20 protein-coding genes and 1 pseudogene are annotated in these 26,388 nt (G+C 38.8%); 15 read left to right on the top strand and 6 right to left on the bottom strand.

The features are described 5' to 3' along the window. Both UNSWCS_RS09510 and UNSWCS_RS09505 read right to left on the bottom strand, forming a co-directional pair. A partial coding sequence (locus tag UNSWCS_RS09510; RefSeq protein ID WP_035143854.1) for an NAD(P)/FAD-dependent oxidoreductase occupies positions 1–630 on the bottom strand: 630 nt, incomplete at its 3' end. Further along, entirely contained in the window at positions 627–1,928 is a 1,302-nt protein-coding gene (locus UNSWCS_RS09505) for an MFS transporter (RefSeq protein ID WP_021088322.1), read from the bottom strand. The genes UNSWCS_RS09510 and UNSWCS_RS09505, both read right to left, overlap by 4 nt. Positions 1,929–2,041: 113 nt before the next feature. Between UNSWCS_RS09505 and UNSWCS_RS09500 the strand changes: the two genes are divergently transcribed. Further along, the gene (locus tag UNSWCS_RS09500) at positions 2,042–2,683 is read left to right on the top strand and encodes a non-canonical purine NTP pyrophosphatase (RefSeq protein WP_021088324.1); all 642 of its coding nucleotides are present in this window, start codon (positions 2,042–2,044) and stop codon (positions 2,681–2,683) included. 160 nt (positions 2,684–2,843) lie between these two features. Here the strand turns inward: UNSWCS_RS09500 and UNSWCS_RS12395 are convergent, their stop codons facing one another. Further along, positions 2,844–3,053, bottom strand: a complete 210-nt coding sequence (locus UNSWCS_RS12395; RefSeq protein WP_021088299.1) for a hypothetical protein — start codon at positions 3,051–3,053, stop codon at positions 2,844–2,846. 282 nt (positions 3,054–3,335) lie between these two features. On the opposite strand from UNSWCS_RS12395, the gene UNSWCS_RS11555 reads away from it, so the two are divergent. The 5 genes from UNSWCS_RS11555 (at position 3,336) to rmuC (ending at position 12,324) form a co-directional block, all read left to right on the top strand. Then, positions 3,336–7,064: an SMEK domain-containing protein gene (locus UNSWCS_RS11555; protein ID WP_021088277.1), complete on the top strand. Its 3,729-nt coding sequence runs from the start codon at positions 3,336–3,338 to the stop codon at positions 7,062–7,064. Beyond that, positions 7,039–7,482, top strand: a complete 444-nt coding sequence (locus tag UNSWCS_RS09485) for a GNAT family N-acetyltransferase (protein ID WP_035143852.1) — start codon at positions 7,039–7,041, stop codon at positions 7,480–7,482. The genes UNSWCS_RS11555 and UNSWCS_RS09485 overlap by 26 nt, the downstream gene beginning before the upstream one ends. A 103-nt stretch (positions 7,483–7,585) precedes the next feature. Continuing rightward, positions 7,586–8,797 carry a saccharopine dehydrogenase family protein gene (locus tag UNSWCS_RS09480; protein ID WP_021088295.1) on the top strand — a complete coding sequence of 404 codons (1,212 nt, stop codon included), beginning with the start codon at positions 7,586–7,588 and terminating at the stop codon, positions 8,795–8,797. A gap of 738 nt (positions 8,798–9,535) precedes the next feature. Further along, a complete protein-coding gene (locus UNSWCS_RS09475; RefSeq protein WP_021088309.1) occupies positions 9,536–10,711 on the top strand; it encodes a multidrug effflux MFS transporter in 1,176 nt (391 codons plus the stop codon). Between the two features lie 80 nt (positions 10,712–10,791). Continuing rightward, entirely contained in the window at positions 10,792–12,324 is a 1,533-nt protein-coding gene (gene rmuC / locus UNSWCS_RS09470; RefSeq protein ID WP_021088302.1) for a DNA recombination protein RmuC, read from the top strand. Positions 12,325–12,341: 17 nt separating this feature from the next. Here rmuC and UNSWCS_RS09465 read toward each other — a convergent pair whose 3' ends face one another. The 3 genes from UNSWCS_RS09465 to UNSWCS_RS09455 all read right to left on the bottom strand — a co-directional run bounded on the left by UNSWCS_RS09465 (position 12,342) and on the right by UNSWCS_RS09455 (position 15,480). Beyond that, on the bottom strand, positions 12,342–12,974 hold the full coding sequence (locus UNSWCS_RS09465; RefSeq protein ID WP_035143848.1) for a DUF6803 family protein: 633 nt from the start codon (positions 12,972–12,974) through the stop codon (positions 12,342–12,344). A 126-nt stretch (positions 12,975–13,100) separates the two neighbouring features. After that, the gene (locus tag UNSWCS_RS09460) at positions 13,101–13,814 is read right to left on the bottom strand and encodes a molecular chaperone (RefSeq protein ID WP_021088270.1); all 714 of its coding nucleotides are present in this window, start codon (positions 13,812–13,814) and stop codon (positions 13,101–13,103) included. Next, positions 13,807–15,480 (bottom strand): 4Fe-4S dicluster domain-containing protein, encoded by a 1,674-nt coding sequence (locus UNSWCS_RS09455; protein WP_021088272.1) that lies wholly within the window; start codon positions 15,478–15,480, stop codon positions 13,807–13,809. The genes UNSWCS_RS09460 and UNSWCS_RS09455 overlap by 8 nt, the downstream gene beginning before the upstream one ends. A gap of 154 nt (positions 15,481–15,634) precedes the next feature. Here UNSWCS_RS09455 and selA point away from each other — a divergent pair, with 154 nt between their 5' ends. The 9 genes and pseudogenes from selA to UNSWCS_RS09410 all read left to right on the top strand — a co-directional run bounded on the left by selA (position 15,635) and on the right by UNSWCS_RS09410 (position 26,384). Next, complete coding sequence (gene selA / locus UNSWCS_RS09450) at positions 15,635–16,960, top strand: L-seryl-tRNA(Sec) selenium transferase (RefSeq protein WP_021088310.1); 1,326 nt, start codon at positions 15,635–15,637, stop codon at positions 16,958–16,960. Continuing rightward, a complete protein-coding gene (selB, locus tag UNSWCS_RS09445) occupies positions 16,957–18,777 on the top strand; it encodes a selenocysteine-specific translation elongation factor (RefSeq protein ID WP_021088280.1) in 1,821 nt (606 codons plus the stop codon). The genes selA and selB overlap by 4 nt, the downstream gene beginning before the upstream one ends. 53 nt (positions 18,778–18,830) lie before the next feature. Continuing rightward, complete coding sequence (locus UNSWCS_RS09440; RefSeq protein WP_004317675.1) at positions 18,831–19,538, top strand: thioredoxin domain-containing protein; 708 nt, start codon at positions 18,831–18,833, stop codon at positions 19,536–19,538. Between the two features lie 280 nt (positions 19,539–19,818). After that, positions 19,819–20,025, top strand: coding sequence for a twin-arginine translocation signal domain-containing protein (locus tag UNSWCS_RS09435; protein ID WP_004317725.1), 207 nt, complete (start codon positions 19,819–19,821; stop codon positions 20,023–20,025). 11 nt (positions 20,026–20,036) lie between these two features. Continuing rightward, positions 20,037–20,297, top strand: a pseudogene (locus UNSWCS_RS12770) (hypothetical protein); the annotation flags it as partial. A 60-nt stretch (positions 20,298–20,357) separates the two neighbouring features. After that, entirely contained in the window at positions 20,358–23,012 is a 2,655-nt protein-coding gene (locus UNSWCS_RS09425) for a formate dehydrogenase subunit alpha (RefSeq protein ID WP_235044403.1), read from the top strand. Between the two features lie 10 nt (positions 23,013–23,022). Then, positions 23,023–23,583, top strand: a complete 561-nt coding sequence (fdh3B, locus tag UNSWCS_RS09420; RefSeq protein WP_021088297.1) for a formate dehydrogenase FDH3 subunit beta — start codon at positions 23,023–23,025, stop codon at positions 23,581–23,583. 315 nt (positions 23,584–23,898) lie between these two features. Continuing rightward, on the top strand, positions 23,899–25,842 hold the full coding sequence (locus UNSWCS_RS09415; protein WP_021088320.1) for an FTR1 family iron permease: 1,944 nt from the start codon (positions 23,899–23,901) through the stop codon (positions 25,840–25,842). Positions 25,843–25,862: 20 nt separating this feature from the next. Next, a complete protein-coding gene (locus tag UNSWCS_RS09410; protein WP_009294901.1) occupies positions 25,863–26,384 on the top strand; it encodes an iron transporter in 522 nt (173 codons plus the stop codon). Positions 26,385–26,388 lie beyond the last annotated feature (4 nt).

Here is a 26,388-nt window from a genome sequence, read left to right as displayed (position 1 = left end):
GGTATTTATCACTACATCTGCACTTAGACTAACGCCGCTAAGCTCTTTAAACCAAAACTCATCTTTTTGCACGCTAAAGCCAACTAGAGCAGGGGCGAGAGGTGAGAGCTCAAGGCCAAATTCGCTAGCTATTTTATAGCCAATATCGCTTGCGCCAAGGGCTTTGTAGCTTAGTCCGCCACTTGCGATGACCAAATTTCTAGCTCTAAATTTCTCATCTTTTGTCAAAATTTCAAAAATTTCATCTACTTTTTTAGCTCCAAGAACCTCTTTATTATAAAAAATCTCTGCATTTTGCCTTTTTAAAAGCAGGCTCAAAACGCTCTTTGCACCGTTATCACAGAAAAATTGATTTTGCTTTTGCTCGCTAAATTTAAGCTCACTAAAAAATTTCAAAACTTGATCTGGGCTTAGTACTTTTAAAATTTGCTCTATAAATTTCTGCTCGCCAAGGTAGTTTTTAGCGCTTACAAAGCGGTTTGTGATGTTGCATCTGCCGCCACCGCTTGCTAAGATCTTTTTGCCGGCGCTGCTGTTTTTTTCTAAAATGGCAACCTTTTTGCCCTTTAAATTTGCTCCTAAAAAGAGCCCGCTAGCGCCAGCACCAACGATGATGACATCGTAGATCAAAACTTCAAGCTCTCTTTTAAGGCCGCCTCGCTTGTTAGGCGGGAGTCAAATTTGATCACTTGATTTTTCTCATTTTTGTAATAATCCACCACGCCTTTTTGGCTGTTTAGAAGCTCTAAATTTAAGCTCGCTTCAGGGCTTAGGTAGATATTTTTAAAAATTCTAGGATCACTCAGGCTAAATAGCAAAACAAGCCAGATGACGCAAAGCACCACGCAGACGATGGCTAGCGTTTTAAAGTCAAAGGCATGCATGATGTATCCGCCAAACGCGCCCCCAACGAAGCTGCCAAAGTAGCCAAATGAGTTAAAGATGCCAAGAGCGGTGCCTTTTTGTGAGGACTTTACAAATTTGGTCGCAGTTGATTGCATGATTGGCTCGTGAAGGTTAAAACCTACAAAAAATATCGCGATGCCAACCACAAAGATAAATTTCGTAAAGCTCAAGGCAAAAATGGCGTAGGTTAGGGCAAAAAGCAATGTGCCGGCTATCAAGATGACCTTGCTAAGCCCCTTGCCATCGCCCAAAGCGCCAGCTAGCCCCATAGCCAAAAAGCCAAGCACAGCGCCAAGCGTATAGACCTTGTAAAGCTCGCCACTTTCGTATCCATAATCTCTTACCAAAACGATCGGAATCACCAAAAATGCGATGCTTGTGAGCATTTTTTGCATGAAAGAGGTGAAATTTATGATCATGTAGTCTTTTTGTAAAAATAGCTTGCCAAATGGCACCTTCTCGGCCTTTGCGCTCACTTTTATCTCTTTTGGTACGACGGTGTAGAGTAGCACGACGCAAAGCAAGCTAAGAGCGGCGCTTAGATAAAAGAGGCTTGAAAGCCCGTAGTCCTTGGCAAGAAGCGGTCCAAGCACCATCGAAAGCGTGAAGCTAAGCCCTATAAAAGCGCCCATTATCGCCATGGCTTTTGAGCGGTTTTCCTCAGCCACAAAGTCGCTTATCATCGCCGTTGCCACAGCTCCCACAGCTCCCACACCTTGTAAAAATCTACCAAAAAGCATCGTGTAGATGTCGCTTGCCAGCGCGCAGACGATAGAGCCAGCCACAAAGATCAAAAGGCCGATAGTTAGCGCTTTTTTGCGGCCGATCTTATCTGAGAGAGCGCCGAAGGGCACTTGAAATATCATCTGTGAGATCGCATAGACGCCTACTATTAGCCCGACTAAAAACTCATTTGCGCCGCTTAAATTTAGCGCGTAAAGACTAAGAACTGGCAGGACTATGAAGAGCCCAAAAAATCTGCTAGCTACGATAAAAGATAGTGGCAAAACGCTTTTTAACATAAATTTTCCCTTATTTTTAAAAGGACTAAGTTTATCATTTTAACACTAATTTAAATTTAAAAATTTAATCTACTTTTTTGTAAAATACGCCCAAAAATCAAGGAGTTTTTGCGATGAAAATCGTGCTTGCGACATCAAATTTAGACAAAGTAAAAGAGATAAAAGAGTTTTTAAAAGGCTATGAAATTTACGCGCTAAGCGAGGTTGTAAAGCCATTTGAGATTGTTGAAGATGGCAGCACTTTTCAGCAAAATGCGCTCATAAAGTCAAGAGCCGTCTTTGAAAAGCTTAAAGAGCAGGGGCTTGATAGCGAGTTTATCGCGCTTAGCGATGATAGCGGCATCAGCGTGGATGCACTTGGCGGCGAGCCAGGGATCTACTCAGCGCGCTACTTTGACCTTGATGAAAATGGCAAAGTATGCGGCAAAAACGCAAATGACGCAAACAACAGAGCAAAGCTAATTAGCAAGCTAAAGGCGTTAAATTTAAAGAGCTCACCAGCTCACTACACCGCCTGTATCGCCATTAGCTCAAAATTTGGCGACTTCACTACGCATGGCTTTATGTATGGTGAGGCGATTAGCCAGGAACGTGGCACAAACGGCTTTGGCTACGATGCACTCTTTATCCCAGATAGATTTACAAAGACGCTTGGCGAGCTAGATAACGAGACAAAGCTTAAAATTTCTCACCGCTCAAAGGGGCTGGAGCTTGCAAATTTCGTGCTAAAAAGTCTAAAGAAAAACTTTAGTTAAGCTCCTTTAGCCCCTTCTTTGCGCGCTCCAAAAGACCAAGCGCGCGAGGGTTTTGCTCTTTACCTTTTAAAATTTCAAGCACTTCTTTGTAGTTTTTGGCGGCTTCGTCCTTTTGCTCAAGCTTTGCTAGGTCGTTAGCGACCTCTATTAACAGCTCTGATCACACAAGCTCGTTGCTACTTAACTCTGGTGTGATATCAAGTAAATTTAGCGCTAAAAGGTGGTTTTCATGGGCTTTGTCAAAGTCGTTTTTTAGGTAGTAGGCGTTAGCGATGCCTTTTATACAGACAAGTTCGTCGTGCATCGGAGTATTTGGAGTGGCGTCATAAATTTTTAGAGCTTCTTGAAAAACTAGCAAGCACCTCGTCATATTTGCCTAGCACTTTTTGTGACTCGCCTACTAGTATAAAAAACGCGCCTGCATTATTAGCGCCATTATAGTTATTAAAACATATTAATCTTATTTGATTTTCATAAAAATTTACTGCCTCATTTTCTTATTTTGCCGTCAAAAGTCAATTAGGCATAAATATAGAGTCTAAAAACTTAATATTACATACGCCTTGAGAGTAATGAAGTTTAATCATCAATCTTAAGTTGGCAAACAAAAGGTATAATCTCATTTAAAATTATAATATATAAAAGGATAATTATGCAAAGTAATAAAATATATGATATAGTTAAATATTTTAATGAACTGCAACATAATATCGAAAACCTAAATTCCATTTCGCTATATGATATAAATAAAATTTATGAGGATGTCTTTGCAAAAATTTTAAATGCGGCTTTTAACTGGAAACTAAAGAATGCAAATGAATACACAAAAAACTACCCAGCGATAGACTTATATGATGACACAAATAAAATAGTAATTCAAATAACAAGCAATCTAGATAATAAAAAACTCAAAGATACTGTTGAGAAATTTAGAAGTAATGATAAAAAAGAGTATCAACTAAAATTTTTTTACATATTAAAAAAATCAAATTTTCAAGAAGAAACACTAAACAAATATGGTATCAGCAATGACGATATTTTGGGTATAGAAGAAATTCTTCAAAAAGCAAAAGCAGATGACAGTATAGCATTATCAATATATGACATTCTACAAGCTTGTACGGAATATACACCACTTACTTTTGATTATGAGAACTATTTTGTTAAAGTAGAAAAAAGCCTAGAGAAAATTAATTATGATAAATTTAGTAAAGACTTCAATAATTTTTTAACTTCTTCTAATCAAATATTAGCAGTTTATGGCTTTGGAGGCATTGGTAAATCGCATTTTTTAAGAGAATGTTGTAAAAATTCTATAGATCTTAAGCCTGTTATCATAAAAAGTAAGAATTTTCTAAACTATATAGAAAAACTAAATAAAAGTGAAAAATATTTAATCATATATGATGATATTGATAGAAATCATGAGGCTTTAAGTAATATCTTAGAGCTATCAAAAATAATGCAGGACTGCAAATTTTTAATATCTTTTAGAACAAATTTCAAAGATGATGCTAAAAAGCAATTTGAAATTTACAATAGACAAATCAAATGGCAACAACTAGAGATATCATGGAAAGATAATGAAATTAAAGACATTATGGAGATGCTAGATATATCAGATGATGAAAAAATTATAAAATTATGTATAGAGTTTAACAATAATCCATACTTGATAATAAACGCAATAAAAAAAGACTTTGATAGCCTGGAGGGATTCGCAAAAAGAGTAAAGGTAGAAGCAGAGAATATTTTAAAAAATATATCTATAAATTCAAATGATTTCTTGTTGAATTTGGCTATGCTTTCGCCATTTGCGCTCGATGGAAAAGAATCTAAAGAAATAAAAGATGGACTATCTGAACTAGAAAAGGTTGGTATTGTAAGACTAGTCAACCAAAAGTATAGGTTTAACCCTGATATTGTGGGGGATATCATTCTAGCCGACTATTTGAGCAATAGGCCGGATTTTGCACGACTAGAACAATTTATACTAAATAATCCAAAACGATCCATAAAAAATTTATCTCATGGAATTTATAAAAACAACTCAAATGAGGATATTTTAGTTTTTTTTAAAAATTTAGTTAGTGGGTGGATAAAAGATAGAAATTTTTCGAAAGGGCACATTGAGGCCGTCGTTCCACTGATAGCAACTATTCCAAATATATGTTTTGTATATATGCGAGATTGCCTTAAAGATGAAAAAATAGGCTTTGATGAAATTTTTCCGCTTTTCAATAACTTTATATATCTTCTTTCAAAATATATATCGCAAGATATAAAAATGATAGATATGTTAAAGTTATTATTATCCGAGCACTCTCTAGAAAAACCAAAGTCGTATTATAGTAATCATTCACTTGCGAGCATACTTTCAATGATATTTTCCCCAATTGATAATAAAAATTTAGAAAGTATATATGAGTGTATAGATTTTTTCAAAGCCGATGTATATAAAAATCCAGAGAATAAAGTAAAAATAAATTTATTTTTTGAGTCTGTACTTGCAAATTTATTAAGTCCAGACTTTAATATAACTAGTTCAACACATTTTAGTTATAGTTGGGGGATTTCTAGGCTTAATACAGATAATGATGAAATTAAAAAGCTAATAGATTATGTCAAATCGATAGCCGAAGATTTTATGACGAGCAATAGCGAGATGTTGATATGGTGCGGAATAGAGTGTATTGGCAAAATCAACTCTTTTTACGATAAGGTTCCAAAAATATACCATGATATTCAGTTAGACTTAATAGATAAAGTTGTTTTATTATCAAATAGACAAGAAGAATTATCGTTAAGCATAAAAGCAAAAATCCATACTATATTTTTACACTATTTTTTAAGAAATGAATTTTCCGATGAATCGCAAACGATATTAAAAAATATAAATATGGATGAAAAATTTATAATATATCAAATTTTAACAATACCATTTGAAGCTATTGCGGATATTGATCTATTGTTTGCAAATATTAAAGGTTCCAAAGACAGATTTGACGCTATGCAAGATTTTGATATTAACAACGAGAAAATTAAAAATAAAATAGGACTATTTTTTGAAAATAATAATCCAAGCGATATTGCTATTTTTTTAAATTCCATAGGAAGTGAATTAAATTTTAGATACATAAATGATGTTTTTAATACTTGGATAGATAAAGATAGGGTAAAATTTATGGAATTATCCAAGCAAAATATAACAAATAAAGACTTAGATTGGAATATAAAATTTACGCTTTATCAAAAAGGAATTTTAGTTCTAAGCTCAGAAGATATAAATCCAAGTGCAACATACCAGGACATCTTTCATCTAATAAGAATTTCATTTATAGATAAAAATAATATGGTTAAAAATTTAAATACTATTTTAGATATTCTTGATACATCTGCCATGGATAACAAAGGAAGATTTATAGAAAATATATTAAGCAATATCCGTTATTTAGGTGAATATTGTGATGAAATTTGCAATATTATTTACAGATGCCTAGAGTTGCTTTATAAAATTAAACAAGCTCCGAGCCTAACTCTATCTCTTTGGATATTGCCATCATTAAAAGAAAATAATATCAATATGTTTTATAAGATTAAGAACATACTAATAAAATTCATAAAAAATCCATATATTATTATGGAAAGTTATGAGTTAGAAAAACTATATAAAGTTATAGAATATAAGCTGAAAGACATTCTTGAAATCTTACACCAAAAACTTACGTTTAAAAAAACAGATGGTTATTTTTTAAATTATTTTTCTAATTTAATAAGTAAAGATACAGCAAAGCCCAATGAAACAAAGCTGATTGGCGAATTTATCTCTAGCTATGATGATTTCCGCTTTTTGTGCAATAAAGCTTATGAGTACTGCAAAGAAACCATATCTTACACAGACATGACGGAATTTGCAAATAAGCACTCAGAGTACGCTGGAAAATGGAAAAATAACCAAAAACCGCTTAGAATAGACCCAGAATATTTCATCGATACAAGAAATGAAAGCTATGTTAAAAATTATTTTTCGCATCTTATAAATAAAAAGGATGTAGAAAAATTGAAAATACTCTATAGGGCTATACCTATTGAAAATAAATATACAGATATTATTGCAAAAATCCTAGATATTCTTATAGATAATAAAATCGATATACAAGATATAAGCGAATATTTGCAAAGAGTTAATAAAATAAAAAGCTATTCTAGAGGCTTTTTAAGTAATAGTGAAGAAATATTACAAGAGAAAGAATTTTTTAAAGATCTAAGAGAAAGAGTGAAAGATTGTGCTTTAAAAAATGAGATAGACGGTATCTTGTCAACATTGGCCTATAAAATCAAACTGGAAATAGAGGATGACAAAGAATGTTTTTTTGATTGATGAGCAAGATGGTAGTTTTTATAATAGTATAGCTGATTATATGGATCAAAGAGATTACTTTGGCATAGGAAGTTCATTTTGTTCAGAACAAAATAGATATTTGACAGTGAAAAATTTAAAAAACGATACAGTTGGTTTTTTGGCATATGCGATTTTTAGATATAAAGAGGGCGATGTTGTTTATATAAACTACATTTATGTAAAATCTGATTTTAGACTACAAGGTGCCATGAGAAGTTTGTTAGAAAAGCTATATGAAATAAAATCTCAAAAATACAAGGATGAAATACACAATTTTTTGTATATTTTATTGCCAGCAAATGATAACTTGTCGGCTATATATAAAAGGCTTCATTTTTTAGAACAAGATGAATTTTTAGAACAAATCATAATAGAGTTAAATCTGGGTAAACTATAATAAAGATAGCAAAAGTTTTATGTATAAACGAACCAATCAGTGAGATTAAAAGCTAAGTAAAAACTTTTTTGATACAATAAAACTAAAATTTAAGGAGCCAAAAATGTCAAATATCTTAATCATCGGAGCAGGTGGCGTTAGCCAAGTCGCAACCGTAAAATGTGCGATGAACTCGGACGTTTTTACAAATATCACCCTAGCAAGCCGCACAAAAAGCAAGTGCGACGCGATCGCTAAATTTATAAAAGATCGCCTTGGCGTGCAGATAAACACCGCGCAAATCGACGCTGACGACACAGCAGCCGTGGTGGAGCTCATTAAGCAAACAAAGGCTGATCTGCTTCTAAACGTCGCGCTGCCGTATCAAGACCTAACCCTTATGGACGCTTGCGTAAAGGCTGGCATACCTTACATCGACACCGCAAACTACGAGCACCCAGACACCGCAAAATTTGAGTATAAGCTTCAGTGGGCGAAGGATGGTGACTTCAAAAACGCTGGCACCATGGCGCTTCTTGGTTCTGGCTTTGACCCAGGCGTGACAAACGTATTTTGCGCCTATGCACAGCAAAATTTATTTGACGAGATCCACGAGATCGACATCCTGGACTGCAACGCAGGAGACCACGGCTATCCATTTGCGACAAATTTCAACCCAGAGATAAATTTACGCGAAGTTAGCGCAAATGGCCGCTACTGGGAGGCTGGCAAGTGGATCGAGACAAAGCCGATGGAGATAATGTTTAAGTGGGACTACCCAAAAGTAGGTGTCAAAGATAGCTATCTGCTCTATCACGAGGAGCTAGAAAGCTTAGTTAAAAACATCAAAGGACTAAAGAGAATTCGCTTTTTCATGACCTTTGGACAAAGTTACCTAACTCACATGAAATGCCTAGAAAACGTGGGAATGCTACGCATCGACGAGGTCGAGCATAACGGCATGAAAATCGTGCCTATCCAGTTTTTAAAGACGCTTCTACCTGACCCTGCAAGCCTTGGCCCACGCACAAAAGGCAAAACCAACATCGGCTGCGTGATACGTGGGCTAAAAGATGGCAAAGAGCGCCAAGTCTATATCTACAACGTCTGCGACCACGAGGCTTGCTACGCCGAGACAGGCGCGCAGGCTGTTAGCTACACCACAGGCGTGCCAGCGATGATAGGCTCGCTAATGGTCGCAAAGGGCATCTGGAGTGGCAAAGGCGTCTTTAACATGGAGAATTTTGACGCAAAACCTTTCATGGACGAGCTAAATAAGCAGGGGCTGCCGTGGGAGGTAATAGAAATGAAACCAGGCGAGAGATACGAAGTTTAAAATTTAGACTTATTAAGCTTGTCTTTTTCTACTTATACTTCGTTGAAATTCGATTTTTAATGCTCACGTATCACATATACGCTCCGCTTAAAAATCGAATTTCGCCTCGTCTAAGCGAAAAATCCTGCACCTGAATTTATTAAATTTAATACCTTGAAAGACTATCTGTTTAGTCTTAGGATGAAAATTCCTTCGCCTCTGCTAGCAGTTGCGACCTTTGGGGATGCAAAGCTCAAAATCCATCTCACGATACTTTGCTTGAGACTTTGTGACATTTAAATTTTAATAACACGCTTTGCTTAAAAATCGAATTTCGCCTTGTCTAAGCAAAAAATACTTCGCCTAAATTTGTTAAATTTAAGCATTTGAAGGGCTATATGTCTAGCATTGGGATGAAAATTCCATCGCTTCTGCTAGCAGTTGCGACCTTTGGGGATGCAAAGCCCAAAATTCATCTCGTGATACTTCGCCTGAGTTATTAAATTTTATTTTGTTTGGTCATTACCAGATTGGCAGCTCTTGCCTCAAAATTTAAAACCATCTCGTCTAGATAAAAGTCACATCGCCTAATTTTTGCCTTTAAATTTAAACCTCTTCGCCAAACAAAACCTTGATAAATTTACCTCACTCCACCAAAGCAAATTTTCTAAATTTACGCCCAAAGCTAGTTTTAGGCGCTTGTTGCTGCCAATTTGTAAATTTATGCTATATCTACAAAATCTTAATCACAGCTAAAAAGTGGAAATTTTGCAATCAACAAAAACATCTATCTGGTTTTTAGTCATCCTAAGCGGTCTAATGGCCTGTACCTCGCTATCAACGGACGTCTATCTGCCTGCCATGCCTACGATGGAGCGACAGCTTCATGGCGATGCGGAGCTAACGATCACTGGCTTTTTGATCGGTTTTGCCACCATGCAACTCGTTTGGGGACCCATTAGCGACAGGATAGGGCGAAAACTCCCGCTATTTATCGGTATGGCGTTCTTTGTCGTTGGCTCCATCGGATGTGCCATGTCACAAAGCATGAGCGAAGTGATAATCTGGCGTATCTTTCAAGCCACAGGCGCGTGCGTGGGACCTATGCTTAGCCGTGCGATGATCAGCGATGTTTTTGAAAATAGCGAAGCTGCAAAGATGCTTTCAAATTTAGTCATCATTATGGCTGCAGCTCCTATCATAGGACCGCTGCTTGGTGGCGCATTACTAGAGATTGGCACTTGGCACTGGATATTTTGGCTAATGGCAGCTGCAAGTGCTTTTTTGTTTATCCTTATCTTCTTCTTGCCAGAGACGTTGCCACAGCAGAAGCGCTCAAAAGAGCCGGTGATAAACTCGTTTAAGAGCTATTTTGTGCTTATAAAAGATGCTAAATTTATGAAATACACTCTAAGTGTAACCTTCTTTTACATCGCAGCATACGCCTTTATCACGGGATCGTCATTTGTTTATATAGACTATTTTGGCATACCGAGCAAGTACTATGGCTTTTTGTTTGGCGTAAATATACTTGGTGTGGCGGCGCTTAGTTTTTTAAACAAGAGCTTGGTCAATAAATTTAGCCTAAATTCGCTTCTTATCACCTCAAGTACAGTCGCTTTTGTTGCTGCGGCTTTGCTTTTAGCGCTTACCTTTTTTGGTGTCGCCGGAGTTTGGGGCGTTATCATACCTATGTTTTTCGTCTTTAGTATGAACGGTATCATCGCCTCTTGCTCAAACGCAGCCGCTCTTAATCAAGTCCCTCAAGAGATGAAAGGCAGAGCAAATGCTCTCATTGGCTCACTGCAATATGGAAGCGGTATCGTCTCATCAGCCATGCTAGCACTATTTACGACCACGACGCCACTTATCATGTCAGCCATCATCTTTGTCTTTATATTTTTGTGCTGGCTTGCTGCCTATCTAAACAAATAAACTCTCAAAAGGGCTTAAATGCCCTTTAAATTTAAAGCTATTTCACCTATAATAAAGCCAAAATTTAAAAGGAAATTTTAGTGCTAACGATAGAAAATTTATATATTTTGGTGGCAGCTCTTGCGCTTGTTTGCGTGATACTAGCAGCTTTTTTGATAAATGCAAATTTGAAAAATGCAAAACAAAGAGAAGCTTTAGAAAATTTACAAGATGAGCTAAAAGATAGCGAGCGGCTAAATATCGAGCAAAGAGCAAAGCTTGAAGCAAATAACGACAAGATAGATGAGCTAGCTAAAAATTTAGACGAATATAAAATTTCGCTCAAGCAAAAAGATGAAAAAGAGGACGAGCTAGAGCGCGAACTAAGGCGTCTAAATGAGGAGCTTGGCAGTCAGACAAAGATGGCTGAGATGGCAAGGTCGCTATCTTTAAATTTACAAAGCGAGCTTGGCGCAAAAGAGGACGAGCTAAAAAGATCAAGCGAGAGCGAAAACGAGTTAAAACGCGCTATCGTCGCACTAAAAAGCGAGATCGAGGCCAAAGAAAACATCCTAAGATCGCAAGAAGAGAATTTAAAAAAGGTGAAAAACGAGCTAAATTTAGAGTTTGCAAACCTTGCAAATAAGATATTTGAAGAAAAAAGTGCAAATTTCTCAAAAAACAGCAAAGAGTCGCTTGAGCTCTTGCTAACGCCACTTGGGGAGAAGATAACAAGCTTTGAAAAGAGGGTAAATGACGCCCACAGCGACTCGCAAAAGAGCGCAGGCGAGCTTAGCGCGCAGCTAAAAGAGGTGGTCGAGCTTGGTAAAAATATGTCAAAAGAGGCAAACTCGCTAAGCACGGCGCTAAAAGGCAGCAACAAGGTCCTTGGCAACTGGGGCGAGATGCAGCTTGAGCGCACACTAGAGGCTGCAGGGCTAGAAAAGGGCACGCACTACGTGACGCAAGAGAGTTTTGATGTGAGTGGCAAAAAGCTCATACCTGACTTCGTCATAAATTTCCCAGACGACAAACAGATGATAATAGACAGCAAAGTCTCACTCCATGCCTACGAAAAGGCGGTTGCGGCGGCTGACCCGGCCCAGAGCAAAATCGCTCTTGGCGAGCATATCGCCTCAATAAAAAAGCACATCGACGAGCTAGCTAAAAAAGACTACTCATCGCTTGTGAAAAGCCCTGATTTTGTGCTGATGTTTGTGCCAGTTGAGCCGGCATTTTTGGAGGCTTTGAAATTTGATCCAAATTTATTTAACTACGGCTATGAGAAAAAAGTGGTGCTAGTCTCGCACACTACGCTCATGCCGCTACTTCGCGTGGTAGCAAATTTATGGCGCATGGAAAATGGCAACAAAGAGGCAAAAGAGATATTAAAGAGTGCAAATGAAATTTATGAGAAATTTTGCACTGTCGCTGAGAAGCTAAATAGGCTTGGAAGCTCGGTGAGATCGGTAAATGATAACTTCAACGAGGTCGTGAAAAGCGTGAGCGGACAAGGTGGGCTTGATAGCAGGCTGGAGAAATTTAAAAAGATCGCTATAAATCCCAAAGATACGCAGATAAAAGAGCTTGAAGCAAGACCTAGAGAGATCTTGCTAGCTAGCTCTAAAGAGTAAATTTAGAGCCTTTAAATTTAGTGATGCATGTGCATATTAGTTGAGTTATCATCGCTCATATTTTGCATCATCATATTCATATGCATCTCACCCATATTTTGCATCATCTTGTGGTGATCGTGCATTGGCATATCTGCTGGCATGTTCATCGGCATATTCATATGCATATCCATCTCACCGTTTTCAGCCTTGTAGCCAGTTATGGTAGGATCAACCATGCCAAATATCATTGCGACGTGTGCGACGATCAAGGCAAATATGAGTAGGCAAAAGTGAAGCTTTAGCTTTGCTTTTTCGCTTGCGTTTTTGTAGATCAAATTTAGCTCTAAAAGCGCGATGCCAAGAAGTGGTATGACGCTGATGAGATATGAGTAGACAGCGATGACATCGGCATATCCACGCCATTTTATACTTGGATAAATTTTTGCCATAAAATAGATCACAAGAGCTGTAAAATAGACCCCAAGCACTATGCCAGCAAATTTGCCAACAGCCTTAAAGCCAGCATTTTTGCCGCTATCCATGTGATACATAGTGAGAAACTCCATCGCCACTAAAAGCTCCGTAAGCCCCACAGGTATCACCATGAAGAGGATTAGATTGTAAGGTTGATTGAGCGATAAAAGCTCCATGTAGTGTGTCATTACCATTGTAAGTCCTTTGTAAAAAATTTAAAGAAATTTACTACAAAAATTGACAATAATTATAAAATATCAAGATAACAAACTTAAGCGGATGTTAAATTTACTCCTAGCTTGACTAAGAGTAAATTTAAGCTAGTCTTTAAACTCGTGTGAGATAACTGGGGAGAATTCCTCCCAGCGAAGCTTAGTTTTAAAAGTTGGCATCTTGCTTTGATAAGGCTCTTTTTTAAGCGCAGCAACCGCGACGCTATCGCCTTGTGGCTTGGCTGGTGCTTCTAGGCTTAAAACGGCTCTTTCAAGCTCGATGAAGTCTTTTAAAATGATCGCATATGAGCGGAAGAAATTTGCATTTTTATGAGCCAAAAGTAGCGAGCCAAACTCATCTACAAATAAATTTAAAGTTTCATTAAAGAGCTTGTCGCTGATATTTTTTGCGCCGTTAAATTCATCACTTAAAAATGTCGCCATCGCTAAAAATATAAAGCCAACATAGTCCTCGCTATCCTTGCAAAGCTCCTTATCGCGCCTATATGGGCTAAGGTTTAGGCAGTGTATCACCCTAAGTCTAGCCGCGCCGTTGTCTCTACCCTCTTCATAAAATGAGGCGCTTAAAGGGATATTTGTAAAGCCAAAAAGAACGTCATTTTGCTCATTTACAAGCTCTTTAAAGCTAAATTCTTCTAAAATTGCAAATGCCTCTGCGCTTTGCTCGCTCAAAGGATTTTGCGCTATGTAGCTAAGCTGCTCTCTCCACCTTGCAAATTTCTCATCACTCGTGTGAAAAAATAGCGGATAAGCTAAAAATTCGTAAAAATATGCCCTTGCTTTTGTGATGTTCTTATCCATTTAGCAGATCCTCTCTCATCGCGTTTAGCTGGGCTTGCACCATGATCTTTGCCTTGCAGTCAGCGCAGCAGTAGAGTGACTTGATCTTGGCTCTGTCGTTACCAAAACGTGGCTGCATGATCGCTGCGATCTTCTCGACCGCTTTTTTAGTCGCAAACTCTTTTCCGCACTCCACGCAAGCAAATAGCTCGTCATGCGCAAGCTCGCTATAAACGAAGCTCTCAGGCTTAAGTGCTAGTTTGCCAACTTCAAGTGAGATGGTATTTTTCTCAGCGCAGCTTAGCTCGCAGTAGCCACAGGCGGTGCAGACGCTTGGGTTAAATAAAATCGAATTTGTCTTCTTATCAGCCACCAAAGCGCTTACATTACAAGCGCCAACACAGCTAAGGCAGAGCGTGCAAGTTTCAGCATTTATCGTGACTTCGCCATATCTTATCATCTCGCCGCTTTTTACCACGCCAAGATCGTTCTCACCCACGATAAACTCAAGTCTTTTGGCAAAAATTTCTCTCTTTGGTAGCGCGTATTCATTGATCGAGTGCTGAGAGCCAGCTATTAGTTTAGCTTTTTTAAGTGCGCTCTCAAGCTCAGCCTTGTCTTTTGCGTGATGAACCGCAGTCTCTTTAAATTTAAGCTCATAAATTTGATTTAAGATGCTAATGGCGTCCTTTTCGCCCTTGCCAAGGCTCTTGCTATATAAAATCACACTCACGCCACTTTCTTGAAGAAGCGTCAAAAAGTGCGTTTGGCTTAGCAGATGCGGGGCTAGGATGACAAAAGGTAGGACATTTTGCGGTAGGCTCACGTTAAGCTCTTCTAAATTTATCTCTTCAGATACGATGAGAGCGATTTTATCTTTGTAAAGCTTAGCGATAGTGGCAAATGAGCTTTGCGGCATAAGCGTTGAGTCTAGCGAGCCGCTAGGGCAGACGCTGATGCAGTTTCCGCAGTTTGTGCAGTCTATCGCTGAAAAGACGAGGTGCTTTGTCTCGTCCTCTTTTAAGATAGCAACCGTTGGGCAAACCTCGGCGCAACGTCCGCAAATTTCACTCCTGCGCTCGTGATATTGGCAGATTGAAGAGTCATACTGCGTAAAGCTTTTGTATCTAAATTTTGGGCTTTTTGCGTTTAAAATTTCAAGCACTTTTTCATCTTTTAGCCCTGAAATTTCATAGCAGCCGCTTTGCTTTAGCATATAATCCCTTGCGTTTTCAACTAAGAAAAAGTCGCAATCAACCTCAAATTCATCATTTGCTCTAAGCACCAAAACGCTTAGCTCGCCAGCTGCGCCATATATAAATTTAACCTCAAAGTGCGTAAGCTCTATCACTTTGTAGCCATTTTCTTTTAGTAAATTTGCTAGCTCTTCACGGCCTGAGTTGCTTACTATCACGACATTTTTGCCGACCTCTTTTTCATAATCCACATCCTTTGCCATGTCAAAGGCGCTCGCTCTTGCCTCGTAGAGTAAAAGTGTGTTTTTGGCTTTTTCTAAGACACTTGCGGTGGTATTTTTAAGGTAGAAATTTATCTCAGGTGCGATGATGCTTGCTTTTAGCTTTGGAGAGTTTGAGACTAGATAGTCGCCATTTTCGTTGTTGATCTCTATCTGCTCATTTAGCATCAAAGCGTCGTCAAAATCGTTATAAAAGCCAAATTCTTTCATTGTTTCTCCTATTATCAAAAACGGGCTTATTCTAATATTAATGGGATTAATAGACTCTGAAATTTATATGCTCTTTTTTTGCTCTAAGTTTTAATTTATAATATTTTTATGTTAAAATCACGCCTTGGTAAAACTAACTTACTAGGAGCGCAAATTGAACGATTTAAGAAACATCCCACAAGTTGATAAGATCATAAAAAACGAGGCATTTTCGGGGCTTGATACGAGTTTAGTCACTATGCTAGCAAGGCAAATTTTAGATGAGGTTAGAGCTAAAATTTTAAATGAAAATGCAAGCTTTAGCGGCGAAGAGATAATAAATTTGATCCTAGATGAGTACTATAAATTTAATGAAGCTAGCCTTCAAAGAGTGCTAAATTTAACTGGCGTGACCATACATACAAACCTCGCTAGAAGCGTTATAGATAAAGAAATTTTAAAGCGAGCAACACCTGTTATCACAGGATACTCAAACCTCGAATACAACCTAAAAACGGGCAGCCGCGGCAACAGATACGACTACGTTGGCTCGCTAATAGCAAGAGCTTTTGGTTTTGAGGACGCCATCGTTGTAAATAACAACGCAAGCGCTGTATTTTTGGTGCTAAACACCTTTGCAAAGGGCAGAGAAGTGGTCGTTAGTAGAGGCGAGCTAGTCGAGATCGGCGGTAGTTTTAGAGTGCCAGAAGTGATGGCAAATGCAGGATGCATCTTAAAAGAGGTCGGCACTACAAACAAAACTAGGCTAAGAGACTACGAAGAGGCGATAAGTGGTGAGACAGCGATGCTTGTAAAGGTTCATCGCTCAAATTTTGACATCGTTGGCTTTAGCGAAGAGACTACGGCAAATGAGCTTAGCGAGCTAGCAAGCAGGCAAAATTTGATAGATTATTTTGATCTTGGCAGTGGATTTTATGGAAATTTACCATTTAATCTTGACAAAAACGAGCCAGATCTAAAAAATTTAAAAGATGTTTCGCTAGTTAGTTTTAGCGGCGATAAACTGCTTGGCGCGGTGCAGTGTGGCATAATTGTTGGCAAAAAAGAGCTCATCGCAAAGCTTAGAAAAAACCAGCTTTTAAGGATGCTTCGCGTCGATAAAGTGATCATCTCGCTTTTGGCCGAGAGCATGAAAGCTTATCTAAACAAAGAATTTGAGCTAATCACAACGCAAAAGTTGCTTCACAAAAGCGTAAAAGAGCTTGAAAACTTAGCAAATTTTATAAATAAAAGCCTAAAAACTTCGCTTGAGATAGTGCGAACTTCTACCTTTGTGGGAGGTGGTGCTATGCCAAATAAAAAGATCCCAAGTGTGGCTTTGGCATTTGGTGGCGATGCAAATTTAAATGAGCTAAAATTTAGGCAAAAAAAGGTGATCGGACGCATAGAAAATGACAAATTTATGCTTGATCTTAGATCGCTTCTTGATGAAGACGTAGAGACGCTAATAAAAATAATAAATGAAACGGAAGAAAAATGAGTTTAATAATAGGAACAGCAGGGCATATCGACCACGGAAAAACCGCGCTTATAAAGGAGCTAAACGGCTTTGAGGGTGACAATCTTGAAGAGGAGAAAAAGCGTGGCATAACGATCGATCTAAGCTTTTCAAATTTAAGCAAAAATGATGAGAATATCGCGTTTATCGACGTGCCTGGACATGAAAATCTCATAAAAACGATGATAAGTGGCGCGTATGGCTTTGATGCGTGCTTGTTTGTAGTGGCGGCAAATGACGGGCTCATGCCTCAAAGCTTGGAGCACCTTGAAATTTTAAATCTCCTTGGTGTGAAATCTATAATCGTTGCGCTTACAAAGTGCGATCTAGTAGATGAAGCCACCATAAATTTAAGAAAAAAAGAGATAAGAGATGAAATTTCTAAATTTAAAAACCTGCAAATTTTAGAAATTTTTGCCGTTAGCATAAAGGATAAGGCGAGCATCGATGAGCTTAGAAACTACCTCTTTACGCTAAGAGCCAAAAAGCGCGATGAGGAGGGCGTTTTTAGATACTACATCGATAGGGTGTTTAGTCTAAAAGGTATCGGAAATGTCGTAACTGGCACCGTTATAGAGGGAAGCGTTAGTAAAAACGAGAAGCTTTTTAACTACGACGCTGGCAAAGAGGTGCTAGTAAGAAGCGTGCAAAGCCACGATAAATTCGTTGATAGCGCCGGAGTTAGCAGCCGCGTGGCGCTTAATCTAACTGGCATAGAGCTTAGCGAGCTAAAAAAGGGTCAGCTACTTAGCAAAAAGGGCTTTTTTAGGGGATTTAGAGAGGTTGATGCGGTCGTAACTGCTAAGAATTTGATACATTCACAAAGCGTGACATTTTGCGTAGGCGCTAAAAACGTGCCTGCAAAGGTGCTAATCCTTAGCCAAAAAGATGATAGCTACTTTGTGAGCTTTAAATTTCAAAGCGATATGTTTTTGAAATTTGACGAGGCCTTTGTGCTCATCTCAGATGCGCGTGTGATAGGCGGTGGTAGAGTGCTAAACCCTGTGCTTGAGCCACTAAAAAAGGCTGGCAAAATTCTCTTTTTAGCCTCGCTTTTAAAGCATGATTTTGTTGAAGCTTTTTCTATCTTAAAAGAGGCTCACAAAAATGGCTTTGGCATCATCTCTTCTTATCAAAGATTTGGTCTAAATCACGAAGAGGCCATAAACGTAGCCAAAAAAGTCTCAAACGTCTTTGTCGATGAAAAGGCTTTAAATATCTATGATCTAAGCGCGGTTGAGCGGATAAAATCAGCCATTAAATTTATGATAGAAAAGAATGAATTCGCTGTCTTTTCAGCTCAAAGTATCAGCCTAAAACTTACTTGGGCTAGCCAAAATTTAGCCCAAAAAGCGCTTGATGAGCTTGAAAGTGCAAATTTGATCGCCAAAGATAGCGGTGTCTATACCAAAAAAGGCGTTGATCTTAGCAAGCTAAAAGTAAGGCTTGAAGAGAAAATTTATGAAATTTTAGAAAGTGGCAAGCTAGCCCCAACAGCGCCATATAATATATATGATGATTTAGAGATCGATAGGGTTAGTGGCGACAATGCCCTTAAAAAACTTACTGCAATGGGTAGGGTCATAAGGCTAGAGCATAATCTTTTCATCACTAGAAATTCACTAAAAATGGCACTTGATAAACTAAGAGAGATCATAAAAAATCAAGGCTTTGTAAATGTCACAAACGCGAAGGATGAGCTAAATTTAAGTAGAAAATATATAATCGCCTACCTTGAGCAGCTCGATCTTGAGAGTGACATAATGAAGCAAGGAAATGATAGGATTTTTCGCAGTTAGTATTCATTTACAAAAAGCAAATATAATCCGCCAAATTTTTAAAAAGGATAAAAATGAAAAAAGTGATCTTAGCCTCAATCATCGCGGCAACTAGCCTAATGGCAGCAAGCGATAAGCAAATAGAGGACTTCTACTCTCAAATGGTTGATAGCAGCGTAAAAGTAAAGGTAGCTGATCGTCACAAAGTGGCAGGCGACATCGAAGCTGTCGTGGTAAAACTAAGCAAAGATGGCAACTCACAAGATGAGATAGTATTTACAAAAGGTGACTTCATCTTCCCAGACGTGATCGATCTAAAAGAGCAAAAATCATACCTAGCTGAAGTGAAAAAAGAGGTCATCGCAAAGGGAATTTCTAAAATTTATAAAGATGAAGACAAGGCAAACATCATCGTTCTTGGTAGCGACCCTAAAAAGCCAACTATCATAATGTTTTCAGACCCTGAGTGCCCATACTGCAGAGCTGAGCTAGCAAAGATCGAGACAACACTAAAAGATAGCAACGTTGAGATCGTCCTAACTCCAGTGCATGACATCTCATCACTTCAAAAAAGCTCACTAATCTACAAAGATGCAAAAGCTGCTAAGAGTGACAGTGATAAGGTTAAAATTTTAAGAAAATACTACGCTGAAGACTACAATGTAGATGATAAGAGCGTTAGCAAAGAAGATGTCGCAAAGATCGACAATCTGCGCAAAAAATACTTTGCAGCTGGTGTTAGATCAGTACCATTTATCGTAAATAAAAGCGATCTAAAATAACATTTTCTAGGGAGCTCTCCCTAGAATTTCTACTACAAATAAATTTCTTAAATTTAAAGTATATTTAACTATATTTTTAATAAATACTTAACAAATACAATTAACATTATATATTTACTTTGCTTAACTTAGAAATATGCTAAATTTACATAGTTTAACTTTAGGGTGCTAAAATGCCCTAAAATAGGCTATTTGCGATATTTTAGAAATTCTAAATATGCAAATTTTACATATTAATGAACCAAATTTCTCAAAAATTTTTGAGGCATAAGGAGAAAAAATGCAAGGATCAAGAAGAGATTTTCTCAAAAAATCTCTAAAAGTCGGTGCTGCCAGCGGAGTACTCGCAGTCTCAGCTGTAGCAAAAGTGACTAGCGATGACTTGGCTCCTGATGACAATGGCGTTGTCGTAGGCAAGTCTAACAAAAAAGAGGTGCTTTATAAAAAAAGCAAAAACTGGGAAACCTACTATAAAATCGCATACTAAGGGAGATAACCATGAGTGATGCACGTATAGGAAGACGTTCATTTTTAAAGCTAGCCGCACTAGGTGCTGGCACTACAATGGCTTTTGGACAAAATGATACGATCAGACAGGCGAGCGCAGAGGAGATAAAAGATCCTTTCCCTGGCTCAAAAAAGGTTAGAACTATTTGTTCTATATGCTCAGCAGGCTGTGGTATCGAGGCTGAGGTACAAGATGGTGTTTGGGTTCGCCAAGATATGGCGATGTTTCACCCGATATCTCAAGGCTCACACTGCTCAAAAGGTATCGATCAGATCGACCTTACACACAGCAAACAACGCATCAAATATCCTATGAAAAAAGTTGATGGCAAATGGCAAAGAATTTCATGGGATCAAGCTGTAAATGAGATCGGCGATAAGATGCTTCAGATCCGCAAAGAAGATGGTCCTGATAGCGTTATATTCTTAGGATCTGCGAAATTTAACAACGAGCAAGCATATTACTTTAGAAAATTTGCTGCGTTTTGGGGCACAAACAGCAACGACCACGTAGCAAGAATTTGACATAGCGCAACAGTCGCCGGTGTGGCGAATACTTGGGGTTATGGCGCGATGACAAACCACTTTGGAGATATGGCTGCAAATTCAAAATGTATATTTATAATAGGTGCAAATCCAGCTGTGGCAAACCCAGTTGGCGGTATGAAGCACACTTTGCAAGCAAAAGATAGAAACAACGCAAAGGTGATCGTAGCTGATCCAAATTTTACAAAATCAGCTGCACACGCTGATCTATACCTAAGACAAAGATCAGGCACTGATATAGCGCTTGTTTATGGTCTTATCCACATTATTTTAAAAAATGGCTGGGAAGATAAAGAATTTATAAAAAATAGAACTTATGGTATCGACGAGATAGCAAAAGAGGCTGAGCACTGGACACCAGAGGTTACATCTGACGTTACAGGCGTGCCAGTTGATAAGCTAATGGAGGCTGCAAATATCCTAGCTCACACCAAGCCAGGCACAGTGGTCTGGGCGCTTGGTATCACTCAGCACTCAGTTGGTAGCTCAAATACGAGAATTTTACCTATCTTACAACTAATCCTAGGCAACATGGGCAAACCAGGCGGCGGCTGTAACATCATCCGTGGTCACGACAACGTTCAAGGTTCAACCGACATGTGTAACCTCTCAGACAGCTTGCCGATGTACTACGGACTAACTGACGCAGCTTGGAAGTACTACTGCCAAGGCTGGGGTGTTGATTATGATGAGTTTGTAAAACGCTTTGCAGTCTCAACCAAAGAGCCAAAACAAGGCGGCACACCAGTTAAAAATACTGCTTTTGAAGAGTATTATTATCACGATCCTAAAAACCCAGAGGATAGAAACTGGAGAAATGAAAAAGGCTGGTCGCTTTCAAAATGGTGGCAAGGCGTCTTAAAAGAGGAAAATACCTTTAGTAGTGGTGCATTAAGAGTTCTTTGGGTGCAAGGAACTGGTCTTACATCTATGGCGCACCTAGCTAAAATTCAAGAAGCAGCTTCAAAACTAGATATGATCGTAGTTGCTGAGCCATTTGTAAATGAAATTTCTATCCTTTCAGATAGAAAAGATGGCGTTTATATCTTGCCAGTAGCAACTGCCTTTGAAAACGAAGGTCACCTAAACGCTACAAACCGCTCAGGTCAGTGGAGAACAAAAGTCGTTGATCCACTTTATGAGAGCAAGGGCGATCACGAAGTTATGTTTGCATTTGCTAAGAAATTTGGCTTTTACGATGAGTATGTAAAAGGCATGAAGATGGCCGTCGTAGATAGAGAGCTAAAACAAGTAAAAGATGACTTTGTATGGCCAGATGATGCGACAAATGAGATAGCAAGGGTTGGAAATTCTATCGGTTATGGCGGCAGAACTGCTGAGATGTTTAGACGTCACCAAGCAAACTGGGATAAATTTGACCCAGATACGCTAATAGGTCTTGGCGGCGAAGTAAAAGGTGAGTACTACGGCAAGCCGTGGCCAGCATGGGATGAAAAACACCCTGGCACACCGATACTTTACGATATGAGCAAGTCTTATGCAGAGGGCGGCTCTGGCTTTAGAAACCGCTTTGGCTTAGAGCATAACGGCGTTAGCCAACTAGCTAGCGAAGAGGCAACTTTAGTTGGCTCAGCCATAAAAGGTGGCTACCCACAAATCACAAGAGACAATATAGAAAAAGTCCTAGGCATCACTCTAACAGAAGAGGAGAGGGCTAAAATAGGACCTAGCTGGAGCATGGACTACAGCGGTATCATCTTGGAAAAATGCCGTGAAAAAGGGGTCGTGCCGTATGGTAACGCAAGGGCTAGAGCTATCGTTTGGGAGTTCCTTGATCCTATCCCAAAACATAGAGAACCTATCCACTCACCACGCTGGGATCTTGTCCAAAAGTATCCGACATTTGATGATCAAGCTAGAAATTTCCGTGTTTCTACTAAATTTAAGTCAGAGCAACAAGCAAAAGACTGGTCAAAAGAATTCCCTATCGTATTTAGCACGCAACGCGTCGTAAATTTAAGTGGTGCGGGAATGATCGAAAGAACAAGTAAATATCTCTCAGCCATCACACCTGAGATGTTTGCTAACGTCCATCCTGAGCTTGCTTTAAAATACGGCATAAAAGATCGCGATATGATGTGGATCCACAGCCCACAAGGCACGAAGATCAAAGTAAGATGCTACCACAGCTACATGGTAACTCCAGATAGAATTTGTATGCCTTACAACTTCGCTGGCGTTATGCAAGGTGTCGATCTCTCAGCTCGTTACCCAGAGGGCACTAAGCCTTATGTTATCGGCGAGAGCTTTAACACAGTTACTAACTACGGATTTGACCCTGTTACTCAAATTTCAGAATTTAACGCAGGTCTTTGCCGCATAGAAAAAGCTGAAGAGAACACCTTTAAAACATCGTTTTATCACGAGTATGGCGAAAGAGACGCCCTAGGTAAAGAGTAAGGAGAGAAAAATGGCAAGAATGAAATTTTTTGTAGATACTAATAGATGTATCAGCTGTTTTGGATGTCAAGTCGCCTGCTCTTCTGCTCACGAGCTTCCAGTTGGAATTTATAGAAGAAAGGTTATCACGCTTCACGATGGTATCGAGGGCAAAGAGGTCTCAACCACTATCGCATGCCAGCACTGCACCGACGCACCTTGCGAGCAAGTTTGTCCGGTTGATTGCTTCTACATTAGAGCTGATGGCATCGTGCTTCATGATAAACACAAGTGCATAGGCTGTGGATACTGCTTATATGCTTGTCCATTTGGTGCGCCGCAGTTCCCTAAAGACGGGGCATTTGGCATAAAAGGCGTAATGGATAAATGCACTATGTGTGCAGGCGGCCCAGAGCCAACTAACTCACACGAGGAGAGAGAGCTTTACGGTCAAAACAGAATGGCTGAGGGTAAAGTGCCTATGTGTGCGGCTATCTGTTCTACAAATGCACTTTTAGTTGGCGACGCTGCTGAAGTTTCAAATGTGTATCGCAAACGCGTTATGCTAAGAAATACAGGACTAAACGTATAACACTAAGGAGGGCGCTTGCTCTCCTTTTAAATTTATAAAATTTAAATTATTTTTATGATTTTTATAATCTAAAATTTCATCAATAATTTTTCTTATCTATTGAAATTAGCAAAAATATATAACTTTTTTATCTCGATATGAAATTTTGATCTAACCCTCTAAAGCCCTAAATTTACGTAAAGTTGATTATTAGATTGTAAAAAATATTATTTATACTTTCAATTTACATTCTTTTATGATAATCGTTTTTATTTTAATCAAAGTAAAGCATTGGTAATATTTCACTTTAAAATAATCTCACAGGTGGTTTAACTAATGAATAAATTTTTTAAATTTATGCTTATCATGCTCCTGCCTATCTGGCTTGTGGCAAAAAATGACGACTACACACAAGTCGCAGCTCAGATAAAAGAGTCATTACAAAAAGTAATAACAGAGTATAGAGCTGGCAACGTCGAGCAAGCAGTTAGCGATACTCAAAATGCTTATTTTGGTCTGTTTGAAGATGTCGAAGCTGGCATCAGAATAAATTTAGGTCAGAAAAAAGCTTACTCTATGGAGAAGCAGTTTGGCGAGATCAGAAAGGCGATAAAAGCTGGCGAAGCACCAGATGATGTGCAAAAAAGAATAGATCAGATAAATAGCGAAATCGCTGAAGTTTTGCCAGTTATTTTAAATGGTCATAAGCTTGTTGGTGAGTATTCAGACAGCCCAGCACAAGCTGCTGCAAGTGGCTATGACACTTCTAAATTTATCCCTGAGTGGAAGGTGGCATTTGAAAATTTATCAGCTACTCTAGATAAAGCCATAGCAAGCTACGAGGGTGATAAACAAGATGATGCTAAAAATTCTATCCAAGATGCTAAATTTAATGATTATAGAAACACTCAACTTGAAATTGCCGTTCGCCAATATATAGAAAATGGCAAAAGCATAGATGCTGATATCCAAAGAAAGATGGGTGAAGCGATCAGTGGCATCACAAATGGCATAAGCAAAGATGACTTTAAAGTAAAGCTAGAAGAGATCAAAAAGCTAGCTTATGATGCCGTTGCAAAACTTCCAGCTGAAACAGTAAAACTAGCAAAAGTTGATATGAGTAGTGCAGCATCTAGCGATAGCAGCGAAGATAGTGGCACAGACTACACTCAAACTGTTAAAAACATAAATGACAAAATTCAAGCAGCCATCGCGCTTTACAAAGGTGGCAATAGTGCCAAAGCTATGGGCGATATCCAAGACATCTACTTTGATGAGTTTGAAGGTAGCGGCATGGAGAACAAAGTAGGTGCGATAGATGTAAATTTAAAAACAGCTATCGAAGCTACATTTGGTAACCTTGTAGCCCTTATGAAATCAGGTGCAGATGAAAAAACACTTGAAGAGAGTGCAAGCAAGATGTCATCTCAGCTAGCAGCTGCACTTGAGAAAACTAGCGGTTCAAGCTCACCTTGGACGCTATTTATCTGGGCTCTAACTATCATCTTAAGAGAGGGTTTTGAGGCTCTTATCATCGTTGCAGCCGTCGTTGCATATCTTGTAAAAACTGGCAATGCAAAATCTATGGGCAAGGTCGTATATAGCTCAGTTGGCGTGGCTGTCATATTAAGCTTTGTCATGGCTTGGATAATGAACGTCATCTTTGGCGAGGCAGCAGGTCAAAAAAGAGAGCTTATGGAAGGCATCACGATGCTTGTTGCAGTGGGACTTCTATTTTATGTTGGCTTCTGGCTTCTTTCAAATGCTGGCGCTAAAAAATGGAACGACTACATCAAATCACATGTATCTGAGTCTATCTCAAGTGGCTCAAGCACGATGCTTTGGTGGACTGTATTTTTAGCGGTATTTAGAGAGGGCGCTGAGACAGTGCTATTTTATCAAGCGCTTATCTTTGACGCAAAAGACTCAGCTGGCTACTCAATGATCGCAGCTGGCTTTGTTGTAGGTCTTATCGTTCTTTTAATAGTCTATTTCTTATTTAAAATTTTCGCTATTAAAATTCCTATTAAGCCATTTTTTATATTTACATCAGCTATCATCTTTTACATGTCGATCGTCTTTGTTGGCAAGGGCGTTGGCGAGCTAGTTGAGGGCAAAATTTTCATCCCAACTATCATAAAAGGACTAAATTTTCCTGACTGGATGAGAGACTGGCTAGGACTTATGCCATATTACGAGAGTTTAATACCTCAAATCATTATGGTGCTTGCCCTAATTATAGGCATTGTTATCATGAAATCAAAACAAAATAAAAACTAATCTTATATAAAGGAGAGGATATGAATAAAATTCTTAGTTCAGCTCTAGCACTTAGCCTAGCAGCTGGTTTTGCACTTGCTGGAGAGCACCCAATCGGCGAGCCTGTAGAGGCTAATGGCATGGAGATAGCTGCAGTTTATCTTGAGCCAATCGACATGGAGCCAAAAGGCGTTGATCTAGCTCCAAGCTTAGCTGATCTTCACCTAGAAGCTGACATCCACGCTGTAAAAGGCAACAAAAACGGCTTTGGCGAAGGCGAGTGGATCCCATATCTAAAGATCAACTATGAGCTAAAAAACCTTGATAATGGTAAAACTAAAAAAGGTACATTTATGCCAATGGTTGCAAGCGATGGCCCACACTACGGTGCTAACGTAAAAATGGATACAGGCGTTGGTAACTATGAGCTTAAATTCCACATCGACAATCCAGAAAAACAAGGCTTTGGTCGCCACGCTGACAAAGAGACTGGTGTTGGTAAATGGTTTGAGCCTTTCACAACAACTTATAAATTTCAATGGACAGGTGGTCCTGTTAAATAATCGC

The sequence above is a fragment of the Campylobacter concisus UNSWCS genome, assembly GCF_000466685.1.
Lineage (GTDB): Bacteria > Campylobacterota > Campylobacteria > Campylobacterales > Campylobacteraceae > Campylobacter_A > Campylobacter_A concisus_A.
Note: the sequence above shows the minus strand (reverse complement) of the source record. Positions and strands in the feature narration are given on the sequence as shown.